General features: G+C 65.6%; 17 protein-coding genes. 9 read left to right on the top strand and 8 right to left on the bottom strand.

Annotated elements, in window-relative coordinates; translation table 11 throughout:
• Positions 1–71: 71 nt before the first annotated feature.
• The 3 genes from J8847_RS11395 to J8847_RS11385 are packed head-to-tail and all read right to left on the bottom strand — an operon-like array spanning position 72 to position 2,678.
• Positions 72–551, bottom strand: coding sequence for a nuclear transport factor 2 family protein (locus J8847_RS11395; RefSeq protein ID WP_211524822.1), 480 nt, complete (start codon positions 549–551; stop codon positions 72–74).
• A gap of 17 nt (positions 552–568) precedes the next feature.
• Positions 569–2,107: a 2Fe-2S iron-sulfur cluster-binding protein gene (locus J8847_RS11390; protein ID WP_211524821.1), complete on the bottom strand. Its 1,539-nt coding sequence runs from the start codon at positions 2,105–2,107 to the stop codon at positions 569–571.
• Positions 2,108–2,132: 25 nt separating this feature from the next.
• Positions 2,133–2,678, bottom strand: a complete 546-nt coding sequence (locus tag J8847_RS11385; RefSeq protein WP_211524820.1) for a carboxymuconolactone decarboxylase family protein — start codon at positions 2,676–2,678, stop codon at positions 2,133–2,135.
• 112 nt (positions 2,679–2,790) lie between these two features.
• Between J8847_RS11385 and J8847_RS11380 the strand changes: the two genes are divergently transcribed.
• Positions 2,791–3,690, top strand: coding sequence for a LysR family transcriptional regulator (locus tag J8847_RS11380; protein ID WP_211524819.1), 900 nt, complete (start codon positions 2,791–2,793; stop codon positions 3,688–3,690).
• Between the two features lies 1 nt (position 3,691).
• Here the strand turns inward: J8847_RS11380 and J8847_RS11375 are convergent, their stop codons facing one another.
• The 3 genes from J8847_RS11375 to metE form a co-directional block, all read right to left on the bottom strand.
• Positions 3,692–4,231: a DUF488 family protein gene (locus J8847_RS11375; protein ID WP_211524818.1), complete on the bottom strand. Its 540-nt coding sequence runs from the start codon at positions 4,229–4,231 to the stop codon at positions 3,692–3,694.
• Positions 4,228–7,128 (bottom strand): PAS domain S-box protein, encoded by a 2,901-nt coding sequence (locus J8847_RS11370; RefSeq protein WP_211524817.1) that lies wholly within the window; start codon positions 7,126–7,128, stop codon positions 4,228–4,230. The genes J8847_RS11375 and J8847_RS11370 overlap by 4 nt, the downstream gene beginning before the upstream one ends.
• A gap of 263 nt (positions 7,129–7,391) precedes the next feature.
• Positions 7,392–9,683, bottom strand: a complete 2,292-nt coding sequence (metE, locus tag J8847_RS11365; protein ID WP_211524816.1) for a 5-methyltetrahydropteroyltriglutamate--homocysteine S-methyltransferase — start codon at positions 9,681–9,683, stop codon at positions 7,392–7,394.
• Between the two features lie 105 nt (positions 9,684–9,788).
• Here metE and J8847_RS11360 point away from each other — a divergent pair, with 105 nt between their 5' ends.
• From J8847_RS11360 to J8847_RS11345, 4 genes are all read left to right on the top strand, one after another.
• Positions 9,789–10,670 carry a LysR family transcriptional regulator gene (locus tag J8847_RS11360; protein WP_211524815.1) on the top strand — a complete coding sequence of 294 codons (882 nt, stop codon included), beginning with the start codon at positions 9,789–9,791 and terminating at the stop codon, positions 10,668–10,670.
• Between the two features lie 49 nt (positions 10,671–10,719).
• Complete coding sequence (locus tag J8847_RS11355) at positions 10,720–11,193, top strand: RDD family protein (protein WP_229429486.1); 474 nt, start codon at positions 10,720–10,722, stop codon at positions 11,191–11,193.
• Positions 11,194–11,291: 98 nt separating this feature from the next.
• Positions 11,292–11,750, top strand: a complete 459-nt coding sequence (locus J8847_RS11350; RefSeq protein WP_211524813.1) for a hypothetical protein — start codon at positions 11,292–11,294, stop codon at positions 11,748–11,750.
• Positions 11,750–12,649 (top strand): DUF2145 domain-containing protein, encoded by a 900-nt coding sequence (locus tag J8847_RS11345; protein WP_211524812.1) that lies wholly within the window; start codon positions 11,750–11,752, stop codon positions 12,647–12,649. The genes J8847_RS11350 and J8847_RS11345 overlap by 1 nt, the downstream gene beginning before the upstream one ends.
• A gap of 19 nt (positions 12,650–12,668) precedes the next feature.
• On the opposite strand, the gene J8847_RS11340 is transcribed toward J8847_RS11345, so the two are convergent.
• Positions 12,669–13,403, bottom strand: a complete 735-nt coding sequence (locus tag J8847_RS11340) for a YjjG family noncanonical pyrimidine nucleotidase (protein ID WP_229512732.1) — start codon at positions 13,401–13,403, stop codon at positions 12,669–12,671.
• 105 nt (positions 13,404–13,508) lie between these two features.
• On the opposite strand from J8847_RS11340, the gene J8847_RS11335 reads away from it, so the two are divergent.
• Positions 13,509–14,168, top strand: coding sequence for a hypothetical protein (locus tag J8847_RS11335; RefSeq protein WP_211524811.1), 660 nt, complete (start codon positions 13,509–13,511; stop codon positions 14,166–14,168).
• A gap of 9 nt (positions 14,169–14,177) precedes the next feature.
• Here J8847_RS11335 and J8847_RS11330 read toward each other — a convergent pair whose 3' ends face one another.
• On the bottom strand, positions 14,178–15,992 hold the full coding sequence (locus J8847_RS11330; RefSeq protein ID WP_211524810.1) for a phosphoethanolamine transferase: 1,815 nt from the start codon (positions 15,990–15,992) through the stop codon (positions 14,178–14,180).
• A 374-nt stretch (positions 15,993–16,366) separates the two neighbouring features.
• Between J8847_RS11330 and rpsL the strand changes: the two genes are divergently transcribed.
• From rpsL to fusA, 3 genes are all read left to right on the top strand, one after another.
• A complete protein-coding gene (gene rpsL / locus J8847_RS11325) occupies positions 16,367–16,750 on the top strand; it encodes a 30S ribosomal protein S12 (RefSeq protein ID WP_036240557.1) in 384 nt (127 codons plus the stop codon).
• 121 nt (positions 16,751–16,871) lie between these two features.
• Complete coding sequence (gene rpsG / locus J8847_RS11320) at positions 16,872–17,342, top strand: 30S ribosomal protein S7 (protein WP_211524809.1); 471 nt, start codon at positions 16,872–16,874, stop codon at positions 17,340–17,342.
• A gap of 113 nt (positions 17,343–17,455) precedes the next feature.
• Positions 17,456–19,561, top strand: a complete 2,106-nt coding sequence (gene fusA, locus J8847_RS11315; protein WP_211524808.1) for an elongation factor G — start codon at positions 17,456–17,458, stop codon at positions 19,559–19,561.
• The last annotated feature ends 74 nt before the right edge of the window (positions 19,562–19,635 follow it).

Below are 19,635 nucleotides of genomic sequence, written 5' to 3'. Positions count from 1 at the left end.
GCGAGCACCGATTGAATGCACAGGCGATAGCAGACGTACCGACAATGCGTGGTGAGGTTTTGTTCGTCGCCCTATAGTCCAAGCTCACTTAGCCCAAGATGCCCGTCAGGCCGACGGCCCAGCGGCCAGTGGAACTTGCGCTCCGATTCCTTGATCGGCAGATCGTTGATGCAGGCAAACCGCCGCTGCATCAGGCCTTGTTCGTCGAACTCCCAGTTCTCGTTGCCGTAGGAACGGAACCAGTTGCCCGAATCGTCGTGCCATTCGTAGGCATAGCGCACGGCGATGCGGTTGCCTTCGTAGGCCCACAACTCCTTGATCAGCCGGTAGTCGAGCTCCTTCGCCCATTTGCGGCTCAGGAATTGCACGATCTCGGCACGCCCCGTCGCGAATTCGGCGCGGTTGCGCCAGCGGCTGTCCGGCGTGTAGGCCAGGCTGACGCGCTCCGGATCGCGCGAGTTCCAGCCGTCTTCGGCCAGGCGGACCTTCTCGATGGCGCTCTCGCGGGTGAAGGGCGGAAATGGTGGGCGGGCTTGGATGCTGTCGTTCATGGTGGATTCCTTCACTATCAAAGATCGAGGACAAGGCGTTCGCTGCGGGCGCGCGAGACGCAGGGGCACATCAGGCCGGCCAGTTCGCGCTCGCTGCGGGTGAGGACAGCATCGCGGTGCTCCGGCACACCTTCCAGCACTTTCACTGCGCAGGCGCCGCAGTTGCCGAGGCGGCAGTCGGAAGGCGCATCGATACCGGCAGCGCGGATGGCGTCGAGCAGGCTTTGGGCGGACGGCACCTGTACCGTCACGCCAGAGCGGCGCAGCACCAGTTCGACGGCCTGGCCCCCTGCCGGGGCATCGAAGCGTTCGAAACGCAGGCGGGCGGGATCGATGCCGGAAGCCTGCACCGCCGCGAGCAGCCGTTCCGGGCCGCAAACGTAGAACACGGCATCTGGCGGCGCATCGGCCACGATGCGCTTCAGCTCCAGCCGCTCTCCATCGGCATAGATGCGTGCGCCGGGCGGCAGCTCGCCACGGTAAGCCAGCTGCGCACGGGTGCGGCCCGCATAGTGCAGCTGCCAGGGCGTGCCGCGCGCGGCCAGCGCTTCGCACATCGGCAGCAGCGGCGTGATGCCGATGCCGCCGGCGATCAGCACCGCCGGCCGCGCGTCCGTGTGCAGGACGAAGTCGTTGCGGGGCAGGGCGCAATGCAGCACCGTGCCCAATTGATAATTGCGCTGCACGGCGGCCGACCCGCCGTCCTCGTCCCGGCGCAGCACGGCGACTTCCCAGTCCTTGCCGGCACGGGCTGCCGAGACGATGGAGTAGTGGCGCACTTCCTCGCGGCCATCCTGCAGACGCACCGGCAGCGCCAGGTGGGCGCCGGGCGCGACTTCCGGCAGTGGAGCGCCGTCGGCGCTCGCCAAGCTGTAGGCGCGCACCAGCGGCGTGAGCTGGCGCATGCCGCTCACCACCAGCGATAAGGGCCCGCTGCCCAGGCTTGCCGGCGCGTCGGGCGCCAGCTTGAGCAGCTTGCCCAGCATGGCTCGGCCCGCCGGCTCGGCCGCCATCTCCACCAGCTCCTCTTCCGAGAAGCGCTGCACGATGTGCTGCGGGCAGTTGAAGTCGAAGGCTTCGACCGTGATCACGTAGGCGCGCTCGATGCGGGCGCGGTAGGCCGGCACTTCCAGCTTCGCCACCAGTTCCGGCTCGTCGCGCTCGTGCACGATGCGGGCGCGGCCCCAGATCTTGAGCCGGCCGCGGGTGGCGAAGTCCATCAGGATCAGCATCACGCGCGCGTCGTGTTCCAGGTTCCCGGCCGAGATGTACTGGCGGTTGCCGGCAAAGTCGGCGAAGCCGATGGTGCGCTCGTCCAGCACCTTGAGGAAGCCGCGCGGACCGCCGCGGTGCTGGACGTAGGGCCAGCCGTTCTCGCCGCTGCTGGCCATGAAGAAGGTCTCGACGCGTTCGATGAAGGCGGCGTCGCGCTCGCTGACGCGGTCGCGCGTATTCGGGTCGATATCGAAGCCGGCGTTGGCGGCCCGGCTGCCGTAGCGTTCCTGCGCCCGGCGCACCGAGGGCGTGTAGGCGATGCTGGAGAATGCGCGTGCCATGGCCGGCTCCTTCGTGCGTGATTGGTCAGGCGGCGCGTTGCAGCGCCACTTTCGGGAAGTCGATCTCGACGCGGCTGGCCTTGCCCAAAATATTGGTCAGGATGTTCATGCCCACGTGGGTGATCACCTCGACGATGTCGGCATCGCTGTAGCCGGCCTCGCGCATCTCGACCAGTTCGGCCGTGGTGACCTCGCCCTTGTGCTCGGCCAGCGAGCGGGCGAAGCGCACCGCCACTGCGGCCTTGGCGTCCTGGCTGGAGCCGGCGCGGTTGGCCAGGATCTCGTCGCCGTTCAGGCCTGCCTGGCCGCCGAAGGCGCTGTGGGCCGACAGGCAGTATTCGCAGGAGTTCTGCTCGGCCAGGGCGAGGGCGATCCGCTCGCGGGTCTGCAGGCTCAGGCTTCCTGCGCCGGCGATGCCGTGCAGGCCCAGGAAGGCCTTCAGCGCGGCGGGCGAGTTGGCCAGCACCTTCAGGAAGTTGGGCACCATGCCCAGCTGGCCGTGGATGGCGTCCAGCAGGGCGCGCTGTTCTGCGCTGGCGGATTCATTGGTGACGACGGTGATGCGGCTCATGCTGTTCTCCTTGATTGGTGAGTCTTTCGGCAAGGAGAATCTTGCGCTCTTTACCGCAGCAAAAGAATATCCGTAGAATGAACAACACTCTTTCATCTATCGGAATAATGGAATGGACCGCCTGCACCTGATGAGCGTTTTCGTCGCCGTCGCCGAGAGCGAAAGCTTTTCCGCCGCCGCGCGCCGCCTGGGCATGTCGGCGCCGGCGGTGACGCGCGCCGTCTCCGCGCTCGAGCAGCGCCTGGGCGTACGCTTGCTGACCCGCACCACGCGCTTCGTGCGCGCCACCGAGGCCGGTTTGCGCTACCTGGAGGATGCGCGCCGCATCCTCGCCGAGGTCGACGAAGCGGACGAAGCGGCGGGCGGCGTCAACGCCACCCCGCGCGGACGCCTGGCGATCACCGCGCCGGTGCTGTTCGGCCGCATGTACGTGGCGCCGGTGGTGGTCGACTACCTGCGGCGCTATCCCGACGTGACGGTGTCGGCCCTGTTCCTGGACCGCGTGGTGCACCTGGTGGAAGAGGGACTGGACGCCGGCATCCGTATCGGCCACCTGCCGGATTCCAGCCTGCAGGCGATCCGCGTGGGACAGGTGCGCAGCGTGCTGTGTGCCTCGCCGGCCTACCTGAAGGAGAGGGGATTGCCGCATTCGCCGGAGGACTTGCGCGAGCACGTGCTGATCGCCGCCAGCGGCCTGTCGCCGACCTCGGAATGGAAGTTCGTGCGCGACGGCGAAGCATTCAGCCTGAAGATCAGCCCGCGCCTGACGGTCACCACCAACGATGCGGCGATCGAGGCGGCGCTGCGCGGCTTCGGTATCGCGCGCCTGCTGTCCTACCAGGTCGCGTCCCAGCTGGCGGCGGGGGAGATGCAGATCGTGCTGGGCGACTACGAGGCGCCGCCCTTGCCCATCCACGTGATCCACCGCGAGGGCAGGCACTCGGCCGCCAAGGTGCGCAGCTTCGTCGACATGGTGGTCGAGCGGCTGCGCGCCGACGGCTCGCTCAACTGAGTCAGTCGGACTCGCCCTCTGCCTTGGGAGGATAGGTGATCCGCGTACCCTCCACGTGGGCGAAGGGCGTGAGCTTGTGCGGTCGGCGCGCCTGTTTGCCCAGGATGTGCTCGACCTGCACCTGGCGCACCGTCAGCGCATCGGCCACCATCGAGCGGTGGCAGCGCCAGGGCACGGCTTCGGCGCACATGAGGGCGCAGCGCTCGTCCTTGGCCAGCTGCGCCACCACGTCCACGTTCTCCGCGAATTCCTCGCTCTGCATGTAGTCGGCGTAGCCGCGGAAGGATTCGTTGCGCCAGCCGGCGTTGGGAGAATCCTTGCGCGGACGGCGCAGGCCGCCCAGGCCGGCCAGGTAGCGGTAGCCGATGCCGGCCCGCGCCAGCGATGCCGGCAGGCTGTCCTGGCCGAACTGCGGATTGCGGCGCGACTTGGGCACGGTGCGGATGTCGAGCACGCACCCGACGCCATGGGTCTGCAGCAGCTCGATGAATTCCTCGATCGAGCGGTTGGAGTGGCCGATGGTGCAGACCACTTCCGTCATGGCGTCTCGCGCAGCAGCGGCAGGGTCATCACGAAGCTGCTGCCCGTGCCGGGGCCCTCGCTGTGCGCGCTGATGGTCCCGTCGTGCAGCTCCACGATGCTCTTGACCAGCGCGAGCCCCAGTCCCAGCCCGCCTTCGGCCCGGTCGGGCGTGCGTTCGGCCTGCGCGAACAGTTCGAACACGCGCGGCAGCAAGTTCTCGTCCATGCCCTGGCCATTGTCCGCCACGGCGATGCGCACGCTGCCTGCATCCGCTTCCGCCGTCAGCCGGATCGTGCCGCCCGGCGGCGTGTACTTGGCGGAGTTGTTCAGCAGGTTGGCCACCACCTGCACCAGGCGCGTGCGGTCGCCCAGCACCAGCGCGCCGCGCGCCGGCATGCTGGTGTGCAGCGTATGCTTCCTGGAATCGATCAGGGGGCGGGTCGGCTCGATGGCGCTGTCGAGCACCGAGCCGACGTCCACTTCTTCCTTGTTGACCGAGGCCAGGCCGCGGGTCACGCGCGACACATCCATGATGTCGTTGACCAGGTCGCGCATGTGCTTGACCTGGCGGTCGATGATCTCGCTCGAGCGACGGATGTTGTCCGGGTTCTGGGCGCCCAGCTTGAGCAGCTGCGCCGCGGTGCTGATCGGGGCGAGCGGATTACGCAGCTCGTGCGCGAGCAGCGCCAGGAAATCGTCCTTCCTGCGGTCGGCGTTCTTCAGCGCTTCCTCGGCTTCGCGCTGCACGGTGACGTCGGTGTTGGTGCCCAGCCAGCGCAGGATGTGCCCCTCGTGGTCGCGCACCGGCACCGCGCGCGACAGGAACCAGCGGTATTCGCCGTTCGCGCCACGCAGGGGGAAGGTGTCTTCCCACACGCGCTGTTCGACCACGATGGCCTGGTGATAGTGCGCCTTGACCCGCTCGACATGGTCGGGATGATGCACGCTTTCCCAGCCATAGCCTTGCACCTGCTCGAGCGTGGTGCCGGTGTAGTCGAACCAGCTTCTGTTGTACCAGTAGATGTTGCCGTCGGGGCCGGCCATCCAGGCCAGCTGCGGGATGTTGTCGGCCAGGGTGCGGAAGGTCTGCTCGCTGGCTTCGAGCGCGCGCTGCGCCTTCTTCAATTCGCTGATGTCGAGGATGTAGGCGATGCCCTCCGAATACGTGCCCTGGAAGCTGGTGGCGCCGATGAAGACCGGCACGCGGCTGCCGTCGCGGCGGAAGTACTCCTTCTCGAAGGGCTGCATGATGCCGGTCAGCTTCAGGCTCTCCAGGGCCGCCCAGTCGAGCGGCAGCCACTCCGGCGGCGTCGCGTCGCGCCACGACAGCCCGTGCGCGTCGAAATCCTCGCGCGTCAGGCCCACCATCTTCAGGAAGGCGTCGTTGGCCTTGATCAGCGTGCCGTCGTGGCGGAATTCGATGATGCCGATCAGGTCCGAATCGACGATGGTGCGGAAGCGCGATTCGCTGAGCCGGCGCGCTTCTTCCGCCGCCACCTGCTGCGTGATGTCGACCACGGCGCCGGACATCGAGACCGGCCTGGCGCCCGCATCCAGCTGTACCGTCGCGCGCCCCTGGATGTGCCGCACCATGCCGTCGGGACGCAGCACCCGGAACACCTGCAGGTAGGGTTCGCCGGTCGCGATCGAGCTGGAGATGGTGGCCTTGACGGCGGCGCTGTCGTCCGGATGGAGCGAGGCCAGCATCCGCACGAAGGGCTGCGTCTCCTCGTCCGGCAGGACCAGCATGCTCGTGAAGTTGCGGTCGCCCCTGATCGTGCCGGCCGCGATATCCCAGCGCCAGGTGCCGATCTGCGCCGCCTCCAGCGCGACCGTCAGGCGCGACTGGGTGTCCTGCAGGGCGGCCTTGATGGTCACCTGCTCGTGGATATCGGTGCAGGTGCCCATCCAGCGGATGATGGCGCCGGTATGGTCGCGCAGCGGCAGGGCGCGTCCCAGGTTCCAGCGGTATTCGCCGGAATGGTGGCGCATCCGGTATTCGATCTCGCAAGGCTCGCCGGTGTCCAGGCTGTAGCGCCAGCGGCGCATGGTGCGCTCGATGTCATCGGGGTGGTACAGCCCGATCCACGCGTTGCCGTCGCCCGAGCCTGCCGACCAGCCGGTGTATTCGTACCAGCGCTCGTTGAAGTAGTCGTGATAGCCGTTCGGCAGGGTCGGCCACACGATCTGCGGCATGGCCTTCGTGATGGTCCTGAAACTGGCTTCGCTTTCGGCGAGCGCCCGCTCCGCGCGCTTGCGTTCCGTGATGTCGCGGTAGAACACGGCGAGCTTGTCCTGGAAGGGATAGGCCCGCGCTTCCACCCAGATGTCCTGCCCCAGGTGGGGATAGACCTGCTCGATGCGGACGTGGGCGCGTTCCGTCATGGCCTTGCGGTAGGCGGCGCCGATCTGCAGGTCTTCCGACCCGGGCCACACCTCCCAATGGGGGCGGCCGAGGATCTGTTCGCGCGGCCGGCCGTCGATGCGCAGCGCCTCGGCGTTGATCTGCAGGATGCGGAACTGCTCGTCGAGCAGGATGAAGCCCTCGTCGACGGTTTGCAGGACCATCTCGCCGACCTGGTCCGCACTGGCGTCGCGCACCAGCGCCAGCAGCGCGGCACTGCCCCCCGCATCCACCTGCCGCATGGACACCGCGCACCAGACCAGCTGCTGGTCGGCGCGCAGGAAACGCATGCCGAACGAACAGGCGCGCAGTTGTCCGGCCAGCACCGCATCCATCGCATCGCCCCCGGCCAGCGTCGCCTCGCCGAGCTGGGCGAGCGGGAGCCCCTGAAGCTGGGGCGCGGCATGGCCGAGCAGCTCGGCAAACAGGTCGTTTGCAGCGGTCAGCTCGCGCTGGGCGGAACAGATGAAGGCGGCGGCGGGGAGGGCATCGAGCAGGGAGGCTTCTCCCATCGACACGTCTTCCACCCTGGCTTGCCGCGGTGTCGAAAGTTCTCGTGCGCTCACGGTTCATGTCCGGATGGGGAGTGCCGACTCTAGCACTGCGGACGTTTTCATGGCGCTCGGCGAGGCAGCCAAAAAAAAAGCCCGCATTGCGCGGGCTTGAAGACTATTTTCTTGGAGGAGAAATAGTGGAGACAGGTGCAGTATGCTGCGTCGCAAAATATAAATCCAATGATATGTTGTGATGTCCTAAATTAGTTTTTGATATATCTCTAGTAGACTTCGCTGGTCTGGCGCAGGGTCCGGGCCGCCGCCACCATATTGGCGAGGGCCGGCCGCACCTCTTCCCAGCTGCGGGTTTTCAGGCCGCAGTCCGGGTTGATCCACAGGCGCTGCGCCGGGATGCGCGCAGCCGCCTGGTGCATCAGCCCTACGATCTGCTCCTGGCTTGGGATGTTGGGCGAATGGATGTCATATACGCCCGGGCCGATCTCGTTCGGGTAGCGGAAGTCGTCGAAGGCCGCCAGCAGCTCCATGTTCGAGCGCGAGGTCTCGATCGTGATCACGTCCGCATCCATCTCCGCGATCGCGGCGAGGATGTCGTTGAACTCCGAATAACACATGTGGGTGTGGATCTGGGTCTCGTCGCGCACGCCGTTGGCGGCGATGCGGAAGGCGTCCACCGCCCACGCCAGGTAGGCGTCCCAATTCGCGCGGCGCAGCGGCAGGCCTTCGCGCAGGGCCGCCTCGTCGATCTGGATCACGCGCACGCCGGCCCGCTCCAGGTCCAGCACCTCGGCGCGGATGGCCAGCGCCAGCTGGCGGCAGGTGAGGGCGCGCGTCTGGTCGTCGCGCACGAAGGACCAGTTCAGCATGGTCACCGGGCCGGTCAGCATGCCCTTCATCGGCTTGCCGGTCAGCGACTGGGCGTAGGCGGTCCAGGCCACTGTCATCGGGCGCGGGCGCTGGATGTCGCCGTACAGGATGGGCGGCTTGACGCAGCGCGAGCCGTAGGACTGCACCCAGCCGTTCCCGGTGAAGGCATAGCCGTCGAGCTGCTCGCCGAAGTATTCGACCATGTCGTTGCGCTCGGCCTCGCCGTGCACCAGCACGTCCAGTCCCAGCGCTTCCTGCTCGCGCACGCAGCGGGCGATCTCGGCGCGCATCGCGGCCTCGTAGCCGGGGGCGTCGAGCTCCCCGCGCTTGAACTGGCGGCGCGCCTGGCGGATGTCGGTCGTCTGCGGGAAGGAGCCGATGGTGGTGGTCGGGTAGGCCGGCAGCTGGAGCAGCGCCGCCTGGCGCGCGCTGCGCGCTTCGTGGCCGCTCCGGCGCTGGCCCATGGCCGGGGTGATGGCGGCCAGCGCGGCGGCGACCTCCGGCCTGGCGACGCGCGGCGAGGCGCGGCGGCGGTCGACGGCGGCGGCGTTTTCCACCAGGGCTTCCTGCACCCGGCTGCGGCCCTGGTCGAGGGCGGTGGCCAGGATCTGCAGTTCGAGCAGCTTCTGCACGGCGAAGGCGAGCCAGGAGCGGATCTCCGGATCCAGCGCTTCCTCGCTGCGCAGGTCGACCGGCACGTGCAGCAGCGAGCAGGAAGGCGCGATCCACAGGCGCTCGCCGATGCGGCGCTGCACCGGTTCCAGCCAGGCCAGGGTGGCGTGCAGGTCGGTCTTCCAGACGTTGCGGCCGTCGACCACGCCCAGCGACAGCACCTTGTCTTCGCCCAGCGCGTCGATGGCCAGGCCGACTTCGCCCGGCGCCTGGATCGCGTCCAGGTGCAGGCCGTCGACCGGCAGCGCGCAGGCCAGCGGCAGGTTTTCTTCCAGCGGGCCGAAATAGGTGGCCAGCAGCAGCTTGACGCCGCTGCCGCGCAGGCGCTCGTAGGCGCCGGCGTAGGCGTCGCGCCAGGCCTGGTCCAGTTCCGTGACCAGGGCCGGCTCGTCGACCTGCACCCATTCGACGCCTTCCGCTGCGAACCAGGCCAGCAGCTCGGCGTACACCGCCAGCAGTTGCGGCAGCAGGGACAGGCGATCGATGTTGTCCTTCGCCTTCCCGAGCCAGAGATAGGTGAGGGGACCGATGACGACCGGCTTGGCCTTCACCTTCAGCGTCCGCGCCTGCGCCAGCTGTTCCGCCAGACGGCCGGTATTGAGCTTGAAACGGGTGGCGGCGCTGAACTCGGGGACGATGTAGTGGTAGTTGGTGTCGAACCACTTGGTCATCTCGCCCGCCTGCACGCAGCCGCAGTCGTGGCTGTCCGCGCGGCCGCGCGCGATGCGGAAGTAGGCTTCCAGCTCGCCGCTGCCCTCAAAAGCGTGCGCATGGGCGCGCTGAGGCACGTTCCCGAGCGTGAAGCTCATGTCCAGCACCTGGTCGTAGAGCGAGAAGTCGCCCACCGGGGCGAAGTCGAGCCTGGCCTGCTGCTGCCAGTGGCGCGCGCGCAGCTCGGCGCTGAGTGCCGCCAGTTCCTGGGCGGAGGTGTCGCCTTTCCAGTGGCGCTCCAGGGCGAACTTGAGTTCGCGCTGGGCGCCGATGCGCGGGAAGCCGAGATTGTGCGTGATGGTCATGATGCTCATTCGTTAGTAGGTGAATAAGCCCATCATAGGGGAGGCGACTCATGAATAAAATTGGTATGATTTCATGAATCTATTAATTTCTTTCATAGTTCAGCCATGCTCGAACGCATCCACCTCTCCATCATTCGCGAAGTCGACCGCCGCGGCTCCCTGACCGCGGCTGCCGAAGTGCTGTTCCTGACCCAGTCGGCGCTCAGCCACACCATCCGCAAGCTGGAGCAGCAGCTGGGCACCGAAGTCTGGACGCGCGAAGGCCGCGCGCTGCGCCTGACCCAGGCCGGCGAGTCTCTTCTCGGGCTGGCCAGGCGCGTGCTGCCCCAGCTCGAACACGCCGAGCGCCAGATGCAGCAGTACGCCCAGGGCCAGCGCGGCACCCTGCGCATCGGGATGGAATGCCATCCCTGCTACCAGTGGCTGCTCCGGGTGGTCGCGCCCTACCTGGCCAGCTGGCCGGAGGTGGATGTCGACGTCAAGCAGAAATTCCAGTTCGGCGGCCTGCAGGCGCTGTCCACCTACGAGGTCGACCTGCTGGTCACGCCCGATCCTTTGTTCAAGCCGGGCCTGCGCTTCGTGCCGGTGTTCGACTACGAGCAGATGCTGGTGGTGGGCCGCCATCACCCGCTGGCCGGGCGCGAGTTCGTCGAGCCCTGCGACCTGTCGGATGAAGTATTGATTACTTATCCGGTCGACATCGAGCGGCTCGACATCTACAACCAGTTCTTCGTGCCGGCCGGCTGCGCGCCGCGCGAGCGCAAGACCATCGAGACCACCGACATCATGGTGCAGATGGTGGCCGGCGGTCGCGGCGTGGCGGCGCTGCCGGGCTGGCTGGTGCAGGAATATGGGGCGCGCATGCCGGTGGCGCCGGTGCGCCTGGGCCGGGAGGGCATCGCCAAGCAGATCTTCCTGGGCACGCGCGACGAAGACGCGGGCCTCGACTACCTGGAGGCCTTCGTGGTGCTGGCGCGGGAGACCTGAGCTTGTTATGGTTGATGGTGCATCGAACATTCATTGGAAGGAGAACGTGTTGGAACAGGCATCCGAACTGGAATATGTAGGCTTCTGGGCGCGCGTGGGGGCGACGCTGATCGATACCATCCTGCTGTGCATCCTCACGCTTCCCTTGCTGGTGGGGGTGTACGGCGTCGCCTACTTCGGCAACGAAGCCTTCATTGCCGGCCCGGCCGATTTCCTGATTTCCTATGTGCTCCCGGCGGTGATCGTCGTGCTGCTGTGGGCAAGGATGTCGACCACGCCGGGAAAGATGGCGATCGGCGCCACCATCGTCGATGCGCGCACGGGTGGCAAGCCGACGACCCGTCAATTCGTCATCCGCTACCTCGGCTACTATGTCTCGGTGCTGCCTCTGCTCCTGGGCTACATCTGGGTCGGATTCGATGCGCGCAAGCAGGGCTGGCACGACAAGATGGCGGGAACGGTAGTCGTCCGGCGCAAGGGAGGCGCGGCCGAGCCGGTGCGTTTCGAGCAGCCGGGCCGCTGAGCGCCAAACATTGTTACAAACTATGCGGTGGCGCCTGCCTTCTCAGTAGTGCGCCAGCCTTGTAACATGTCAGCCATTTAGTTCGACGAAAGACCTTCATGACCTTCACCACGCTTTCCCGCGCGCTTTGCCTCGCCACCTTCGCCGCCGCCTGCGCCGCGCCGGTCCACGCCGACAGCTTCACTTCCTCCGCTTCCAGCGCGGGCTCGGCATCCTCGGCCAGCATTTCCGATTCGATCAGCGGCTCCAGCAACAGCTCGAGCGGCGAAGACCGCGTGGCCGCCGGCCAGTACCGCGTGATCAACGTCGCCCAGGCGCCGGGCAAGGCGGACACCACCCGCATGACCCTGCGCGCGGTCGCCGGCGCGCGCGAGTTCCACCTCGACGTGCCCGATCGCGCCCTGGCCCAGCGCCGCGTGAACGCGGGCGAACTGGTGGAAGTGAAGGCGCGTGTGTACGGCTTCGAATTCGCCTACGGCGACACCCAGCGTCCGTTCTTCCTGGCGCTGCAGGACGACTGGTACCGCGAACTGCAATCGCGCAAAGTCACCGGCTGATGTTCGCCAGATTGGCCCTCGCCGCGCTCGGCCTGTCGGCGAGCGCGGGCGCCTGGGCCGGCCTGCCCACGTTCTGCGAGCGCGCGCAGGACATCACAGCCGAAGAGCAGGACCGCGTGCTGCGTTTCGCCGGCGTGGTGAAGCAGGAGCTGGAGCGCTCCGGCGCGCGCGCCGCCCTGATCGCGCGCGCGGGCACGGACCTGAGCCGCTTCGGCCTGCTGTATTCGCACGCCGGGATCGCCCTCAAGGACAATCCCGGCAGCCCCTGGGCCGTGCGCCAGCTGTATTACGCCTGCGACGAATCGCGTCCGCGCCTGTTCGACCAGGGCGTGCCGGGCTTCGCGCTCGGCGCGGATGCGCCGCTGCGGGGCCACATGTCGCTGCTGTTCCTGCCCGACGAGGAAGAACGCCTGCTCGAGCAGGCGGCACTGGACAAGCCCCTGGCGCTGGCCCTGCTGGCCGGGAAGTACAGCGCCAACGCCTATGCTTACGGCACGCGTTACCAGAACTGCAACCAGTGGGTGGCGGAGCTGCTCGCCAGCGCGTGGGGACGGCTCGATGGACAGCAAGCGCCGCGCGAACAGGCGCAAGCCTGGCTGCGCGAGCAGGGCTACGCCGCAGGTCCCGTGAAAATCCCTTCGCACCTGTTGATGTTCGCCGGGCAGTTCGTGCCCCTGGTGCACCTGAACGACCACCCGGTGGAAGATATCCACGCGCTGGCGCTGCACGTGAGCGTGCCGGCCTCGATCGAAGCCTTCGTGCGCCGCCAGGCGCCGCAGACGCGCCGGGTCGAGGTCTGCCACGACGAGCAGCGCATCGTCGTGCGCCGCAGCGGGGAGCCGCTCGATGCGGCCTGTACGCCGATGCCCGGTGACGAGGTGACCGCCATCGCGCCCTGAAGCGGCGCGCTGTCGTCGCTCAGGCGGCGCGCGCCAGCCCTGCGAGCGAGGCGTGGACCTGGTCCAGCCGGTGGACTTCGCAGGTGGGCAGCGCCTGCGAAGCATTGGCCAGTCTGCCGGGATTGAACCAGCAGCTGTCGATGCCGTAGCGGTTCGCCCCAAGAATATCCGCATCCAGCCGGTCGCCGACGATCACCGTCTCGGCGTGGGAAAAGCTGCGCGCCATGCGCGTCGTGTACTCGAAGAAGCGGCTGTCCGGCTTGGCATGGCCGCAGGCTTCCGAGGTCGCGATGAAGGAGATGTACCCGCCCAGCCCGGAGCTGGCGATGCGGCGCCGCTGGATGTGGTCGACGCCGTTCGTGATGATCCCGATTTCGCCGCAGGCGGCGAGCGATTCGCACAGGCGCAGGGCGCCGTCGATCAGCACCACGGTCTCCGACAGCGATTCCAGGTACAGGCGGCTGGCGGCTTCGGCGTCCAGCTCCAGCCTGTGCGCGGCGAAGGTCTGGCGGAAGCGCTCCACTTTCAGAAAGTCCTTCGTCACCGTGCCTTGCTCGAAGCGCTTCCACAAATCCAGGTTGATGGCCTGGTAGTCCGGGAACAGCGCCGCGCCGGGTTCGTGCAGGCCGAGCTCGCGCATGGTGCGGGTGAAGGAGAGTTGTTCGGAAGCCCGGAAGTCGAGCAGGGTGTCGTCCAGGTCGAAGAGGAACAGCGTGTATTTCATGGCGCTTGCCAGGCGGTGGCGGGTCTGCATGGTAGCACGGCAACCCCGCAGGCGAGCGAAGCCCGGCCTGTGCCTGCTTGAAACATCCTTGTCATATGGCTAATATGTACTCAGCTGTGCAGCCGGGAGAGGATCATGCTGGAGTGCAAAAAGCGAGACGAGGACAAGCACGAGATCGACTACAGGACCATGAAGCTGATGGTGGCGGCGATCTCCCTGACCCTCAGCGGGTTGACGCTGTATTTCGCCGAAGGGCCGCTGGCGTCGATCAGCCACGCCTATTGCGCGGACGGCATGTCGCGAGACATCTTCGTCGGCTTCCTGTTCGCGATCGCCGCCATCATGAGCGCACACAACGGCGCCGACGACTGCGAAAAAGTGGCGAGCAGGCTCGCGGCCGTGTCGGCGCTCGGCGTCGCCTTGGTGCCTACCTCCTGCAGGGACGATGTCGCATCGACCTGGCATTTCCTGTTCGCCGCCGCCGTCTTTGCGATTCTCGCCTGGTTCTGCTGGTCGTTCTACCGGCGCGCGGGGACCAAGCCGCATCCGGAGTACGCGGCAAGGCGCAAGATCGTGTACGGGATCTGCGGAATCGGCATCCTTGCCATGATGGGGCTGATCGCCGCACACAAGTTCTTCGGACTGTGGCCGGCGTTTAACGTCACCTTCAATGGCGAAGCGATCGGCCTCGCGCTGTTCGGGGTGTCCTGGCTGGTCGCGAGCCACTTTCTCCCGTATTTCGATCATCCCGGGGAGCGCATGAAGGTGACGAAACCTCCGGTCCCCCAGGCATAGCGGGCAGGCTTAACTGCGCGGCAGCGGCTTGCCGCGCGCGATCACTTCGCGGCAGTCGCCTTTCATGGTGGCGTCGTCGTAGTCGGTCCAGCCCCAACTGTCCACGTAGCGCTTGTGGCGCTTGAACGCCGGGTTCAGGAAGCTGCGCTCCAGGCGCTCGTCCGGATAGCGGATGTCCGCCATGTCGAGCACCGTGTGGAACATGTTCTCGGTCGACAGCTTGGCCTTGCGGTGGCGCCGCAGCTGCGCGATCTTGGACGGGAAGCGCTCCGCATACGCATCCGAATACCAGACGAAGGCCGGCACATGGAATTCATACTGGGTGTTATGCCCGTGGAAGGCGATGGTGCAGGACTTGTCATATAAAGTCTGCCCATGGTCGGCCACGTACAGCAGCGAGGACGGCAGGCCGGATTCCTTCAGCACCCCGATCACGTTGGCCAGGAACCAGTCGGTATAGAGGATCGCGCTGTCGTAGCTGTTGCTCATCTTCGGCCGCAGCGACTTGTCGGTGACGTCCGGCTTGTCGATGCCGGCCAGCGAAGGCTGCCAGCGGTCGAATTCCTTCGGGTAGCGGTGCGCGTAGTTCCAGTGGCTGCCCAGGGTGTGCAGCACGATCAGCACCTTCTGCGCCGGATCGCGCACCGCGCGCCGCAGCGGGTCGAGCAGCACCGCGTCGTAGCTGGCGCTGTCGCTGAAGCCGCCCAGGTTCAGGAATTCCACCTGGTCCGCCTCCTTGGCGAACACCGACACGGGCGTATCGAACTTGCCGAAGGAAACCTGGTTCGACAGCCAGAAGGTCTTGAAGCCCGCCTCCTTGAAGGCCGACAGGAAGGATTTCTCGTAGAAGCCGTCCTTCAGGCTCTGCATGGCGGGCTTGCGCGAGATGATGACCGGCACCGACAGGCGGGTGGCCGACACCGGCGTGATCACGTCCGGCAGGGTCACCAGGTTCGCCTCTTTCGACAGCAGCGGATTGGTCTCGCGCGCGTAGCCGTTCAGGCTCCAGCGGTCGAAGCGCGAGGATTCGCCCAGCACCATGACCACGATTTGCGGCGCATGCGTGTCGCCCAGCTGGTGCGCGCCGAAGCGGAAGGCGGCGCTGCGCTGGTTCAGCTCGGCCAGGTGGACGCGCTCGCGGTAGAAATCGACCCCGCGCGCGGCCAGGCCGAAAGGCCAGGACTGGGCCGTGGCGCGCAGATCGAAGGGCAGTTTGGCCCAGTGGGGCAGCGGCGGCAGGGCAGGGGAGGCCGACGCCGCCTTCGCCAGGCGCGCGCCGGCGCTGGCCACCTGGACGGAGGCGGGCGATTGCGCAGGCGTGGGCGGCGCCACGCCATACTTGTAGCTGTAGACCAGCACGCCCAGCCCGGCGCCCAGCACCGCCAGCGCCGCCCAGCGCGAGCGGTCGTTCCAGTCCAGCGCGCGGGTGCGCCAGGCCACTATCCAGGTGGAGATCCACCAGGCCAGCACCGCCAGCAGCGCCGCGCCCAGCAGCCACACCTGGCCGCCCAGGAATTCCGAGGCTTCGCTGGGGCTGGTCTCGGCGATGATGCCCAGGTGGTGGGTCGAGATCCCCTGGCCGTAATAGGTCAGCAGGTAGAGCTCGGTCGGCAGGGCCAGGAAGGCCGGCAGCAGCAGCCAGTGGAAGTAAGCCGGCCGCTTGAACAGGGCCCAGGCGGCGATCCAGCCGAACACGCCGATCCCGGCCACGCGCCAGGGATCGTCGAGCGGGGCGCCCATCAGCGGCGCGATAAAAGGCACGGCCGAGAGCGCCGTATAGCTCAGCAGCAGATAAACAATAGCGGGGCGCAGCAGGGTTCGCATCGACTGGAAAAGGCCGGAAAGTCGGCTATTATGCTTTCTTTATCTCTTGGAAGGCTATGTCCACCGGACAAGCCTGATGCCACGCCGACAGCCCTTTGTCGCTGGCATGCCACATTTGCCACGGTTTACCGCCCAGCGGGCCGCCGCCGGGTTGGCGGGACGGCAAATTGGTTGACCCGCTTGACCATCGGGTCTATACTCGCGAGTTCTCGAATTTATTCTGCACATCGTATACGCATTCGCAGCCGCTCCTTCGGTGAGTGGCTTTCGTCGCCTCTGCAGTCTGTAGGATACGGGACTAGGTTTTAGTCCCCGGGCCAAGTTTGTGCCGGCCCGGGTCGTCAACGTAGTAGTACTTTGTTGGATTAAGAACGATGCCAACCATCAATCAACTGATTCGCAAGCCGCGTGAAGCCGCGGTTGTGAAGAGCAAGTCGCCGGCACTGGAAAACTGCCCGCAAAAGCGCGGCGTGTGCACCCGTGTGTACACCACCACGCCGAAGAAGCCGAACTCGGCACTTCGTAAAGTCGCCAAGGTGCGCCTGACCAACGGTTTCGAAGTCATTTCGTACATCGGCGGTGAAGGCCACAACCTGCAAGAACACTCGGTCGTGCTGATTCGCGGCGGCCGTGTGAAAGACTTGCCGGGTGTGCGTTACCACATGGTCCGCGGTGCACTGGATACCCAGGGCGTGAAAGACCGTAAGCAGGCCCGTTCGAAGTACGGTGCCAAGCGTGCCAAGGCTGCCAAGAAGTAATTCATCAGCCAGTCACATTTACTAGATAAGTTGAGCCGGCCGGAAGGCCGAGTAAGTGAAGGGTCATGAGGGCCTTTCGCGAGTGCGACAAGCACTCAACTGAAGACAGGAAGGAATTGAAATGCCACGTCGTCGTGAAGTACCTAAGCGCGAGATTCTGCCGGATCCAAAATTCGGCAACACCGATGTCGCCAAGTTCGTCAACGTTCTGATGCTGTCCGGCAAGAAGTCGGTCGCAGAAAACATCATCTACGGTGCGTTCGAATACATCCAGACCAAGTCGGGCAAGGACCCGCTGGAAGTGTTCGCGACCGCGATCGCCAACTGCAAGCCGATGGTCGAGGTGAAATCCCGCCGTGTCGGCGGCGCCAACTACCAGGTGCCAGTGGAAGTCCGTCCGGTTCGTCGTATGGCGCTGTCCATGCGTTGGTTGCGCGAAGCCGCAAACAAGCGCAGCGAAAAATCCATGCCGCAACGCCTGGGTGGTGAACTGATGGAAGCGGCGGAAGGCCGCGGCGGCGCGATGAAGCGCCGTGACGAAGTGCACCGCATGGCTGAAGCGAACAAGGCGTTCTCGCACTTCCGCTTCTAAGCAAGTGGCCAAACCTCGAAGGGGGTGCGGCCAAGTATCCGTTGTTCAGGCCGGGCACATTTTGATTTCAAAATGCTGCTCGGTTTTGTCCATTCAAAGATTTAGGAAAAATTATGGCACGCACTACCCCCATTGAGCGCTACCGCAATATCGGTATTTCCGCTCACATCGACGCCGGCAAGACCACCACCACCGAGCGTATCCTGTTCTACACGGGCGTGAACCACAAGATTGGTGAAGTGCACGACGGCGCCGCTACCATGGACTGGATGGAGCAGGAGCAAGAGCGCGGCATTACCATTACCTCGGCAGCGACCACCTGCTTCTGGAAGGGTATGGCCAACAACTTCGAGCCGCACCGCTTCAACATCATCGACACCCCGGGCCACGTCGACTTCACCATCGAGGTGGAGCGTTCGATGCGCGTCCTGGACGGCGCTTGCATGGTCTACTGCGCAGTGGGCGGCGTGCAGCCGCAGTCGGAAACCGTGTGGCGTCAGGCTAACAAGTACAAGGTTCCGCGTCTGGCCTTCGTCAACAAGATGGACCGTACCGGTGCGAACTTCTTCAAGGTCTACGAGCAGATGCGCGCTCGCCTGAAGGCCAACCCGATCCCGATCCAGATCCCGATCGGCGCCGAAGACAACTTCAAGGGCGTGGTCGACCTGGTCAAGATGCAGGCGATCTTCTGGGACGACGCGTCCCAGGGCATGAAGTTCGAATACCGCGACGTGCCGGCCGAACTGCAGGACCAGGCCAACGAGTGGCGCGAGAAGCTGGTCGAAACCGCCGCTGAAGCGTCGGAAGACCTGATGAACAAGTACCTCGAAGAAGGCGAACTGTCGGAAGCCGAGATCAAGAAGGCGCTGCGCGATCGCACCATCAACGGCGAAATCGTCCCGATGATGTGCGGCACCGCATTCAAGAACAAGGGCGTGCAGGCAATGCTGGACGCGGTCATCGAATACCTGCCGTCGCCGATCGACATTCCGCCGGTTGGTGGCACCGACGAAGACGACCAGCCGGTCACCCGTAAGGCCGACGACAACGAGAAATTCGCTGCGCTGGCATTCAAGATCATGACCGACCCGTTCGTCGGCCAGCTGATCTTCTTCCGCGTGTACTCGGGCGTCATCAATTCGGGCGACACCGTCTACAACCCGATCAAGGGCAAGAAGGAACGCGTCGGCCGTATTCTGCAGATGCACGCGAACCAGCGCGAAGAGATCAAGGAAGTCCGCGCAGGCGACATCGCCGCTGCTGTCGGCCTGAAGGAAGCGACCACCGGCGAAACCCTGTGCGATCCGTCGGCACCGATCATCCTCGAAAAGATGGTGTTCCCGGAGCCGGTCATCCAGCAGGCTGTCGAGCCGAAGACCAAGGCTGACCAGGAAAAGATGGGCCTGGCACTGAACCGTCTGGCTCAGGAAGACCCGTCGTTCCGCGTGCGTACCGACGAAGAATCGGGCCAGACCATCATCGGTGGTATGGGCGAGCTGCACCTGGAAATTATCGTTGACCGCATGAAGCGCGAATTCGGCGTGGAAGCAACCGTCGGCAAGCCGCAGGTTGCCTACCGCGAAACCATCCGCAAGGCAGTCACCGACGTCGAAGGCAAGTTCGTCAAGCAGTCGGGCGGCCGCGGTCAGTACGGTCACGCTGTTCTGTCGATCGAACCGCAAGAGCCGGGCAAGGGCTTCGAATTCGTCGACGCCATCAAGGGCGGCGTGGTTCCGCGCGAATACATCCCGGCAGTCGAGAAGGGTGTGCGCGAGACCCTGACCACCGGCGTGCTGGCTGGCTACCCGGTCGTGGACGTCAAGGTCACCCTGACCTTCGGTTCGTACCACGACGTGGACTCGAACGAAAACGCGTTCCGCATGGCAGGTTCGATGGCGTTCAAGGATGGCTGCCGTAAAGCCAACCCGGTCATCCTCGAGCCGATGATGGCCGTGGAAGTCGAGACCCCGGAAGACTACGCCGGTACCGTGATGGGCGACCTGTCGTCCCGCCGCGGTATGGTGCAGGGCATGGACGAAATCCCGGGCGGCGGCGGCAAGATCATCAAGGCCGAAGTTCCGCTGTCGGAAATGTTCGGTTACTCGACCTCGCTGCGTTCGGCAACCCAGGGCCGTGCGACCTACACGATGGAATTCAAGCACTATGCTGAAGCACCGAAGCATGTGATCGACGCCATCGTCACCGCGAAAGCCAAGTAATTAAAAGAATGGGGGCAAGCATGAGCTTGTCCCCCGCAATCAAAAAAACAATCGTTTCTTTTTAAGGAAAATAG

This window comes from Massilia sp. AB1 (assembly GCF_018119385.1).
Classification (GTDB): domain Bacteria; phylum Pseudomonadota; class Gammaproteobacteria; order Burkholderiales; family Burkholderiaceae_D; genus Telluria.
This window is presented reverse-complemented; position numbering and strand designations above follow the sequence as displayed.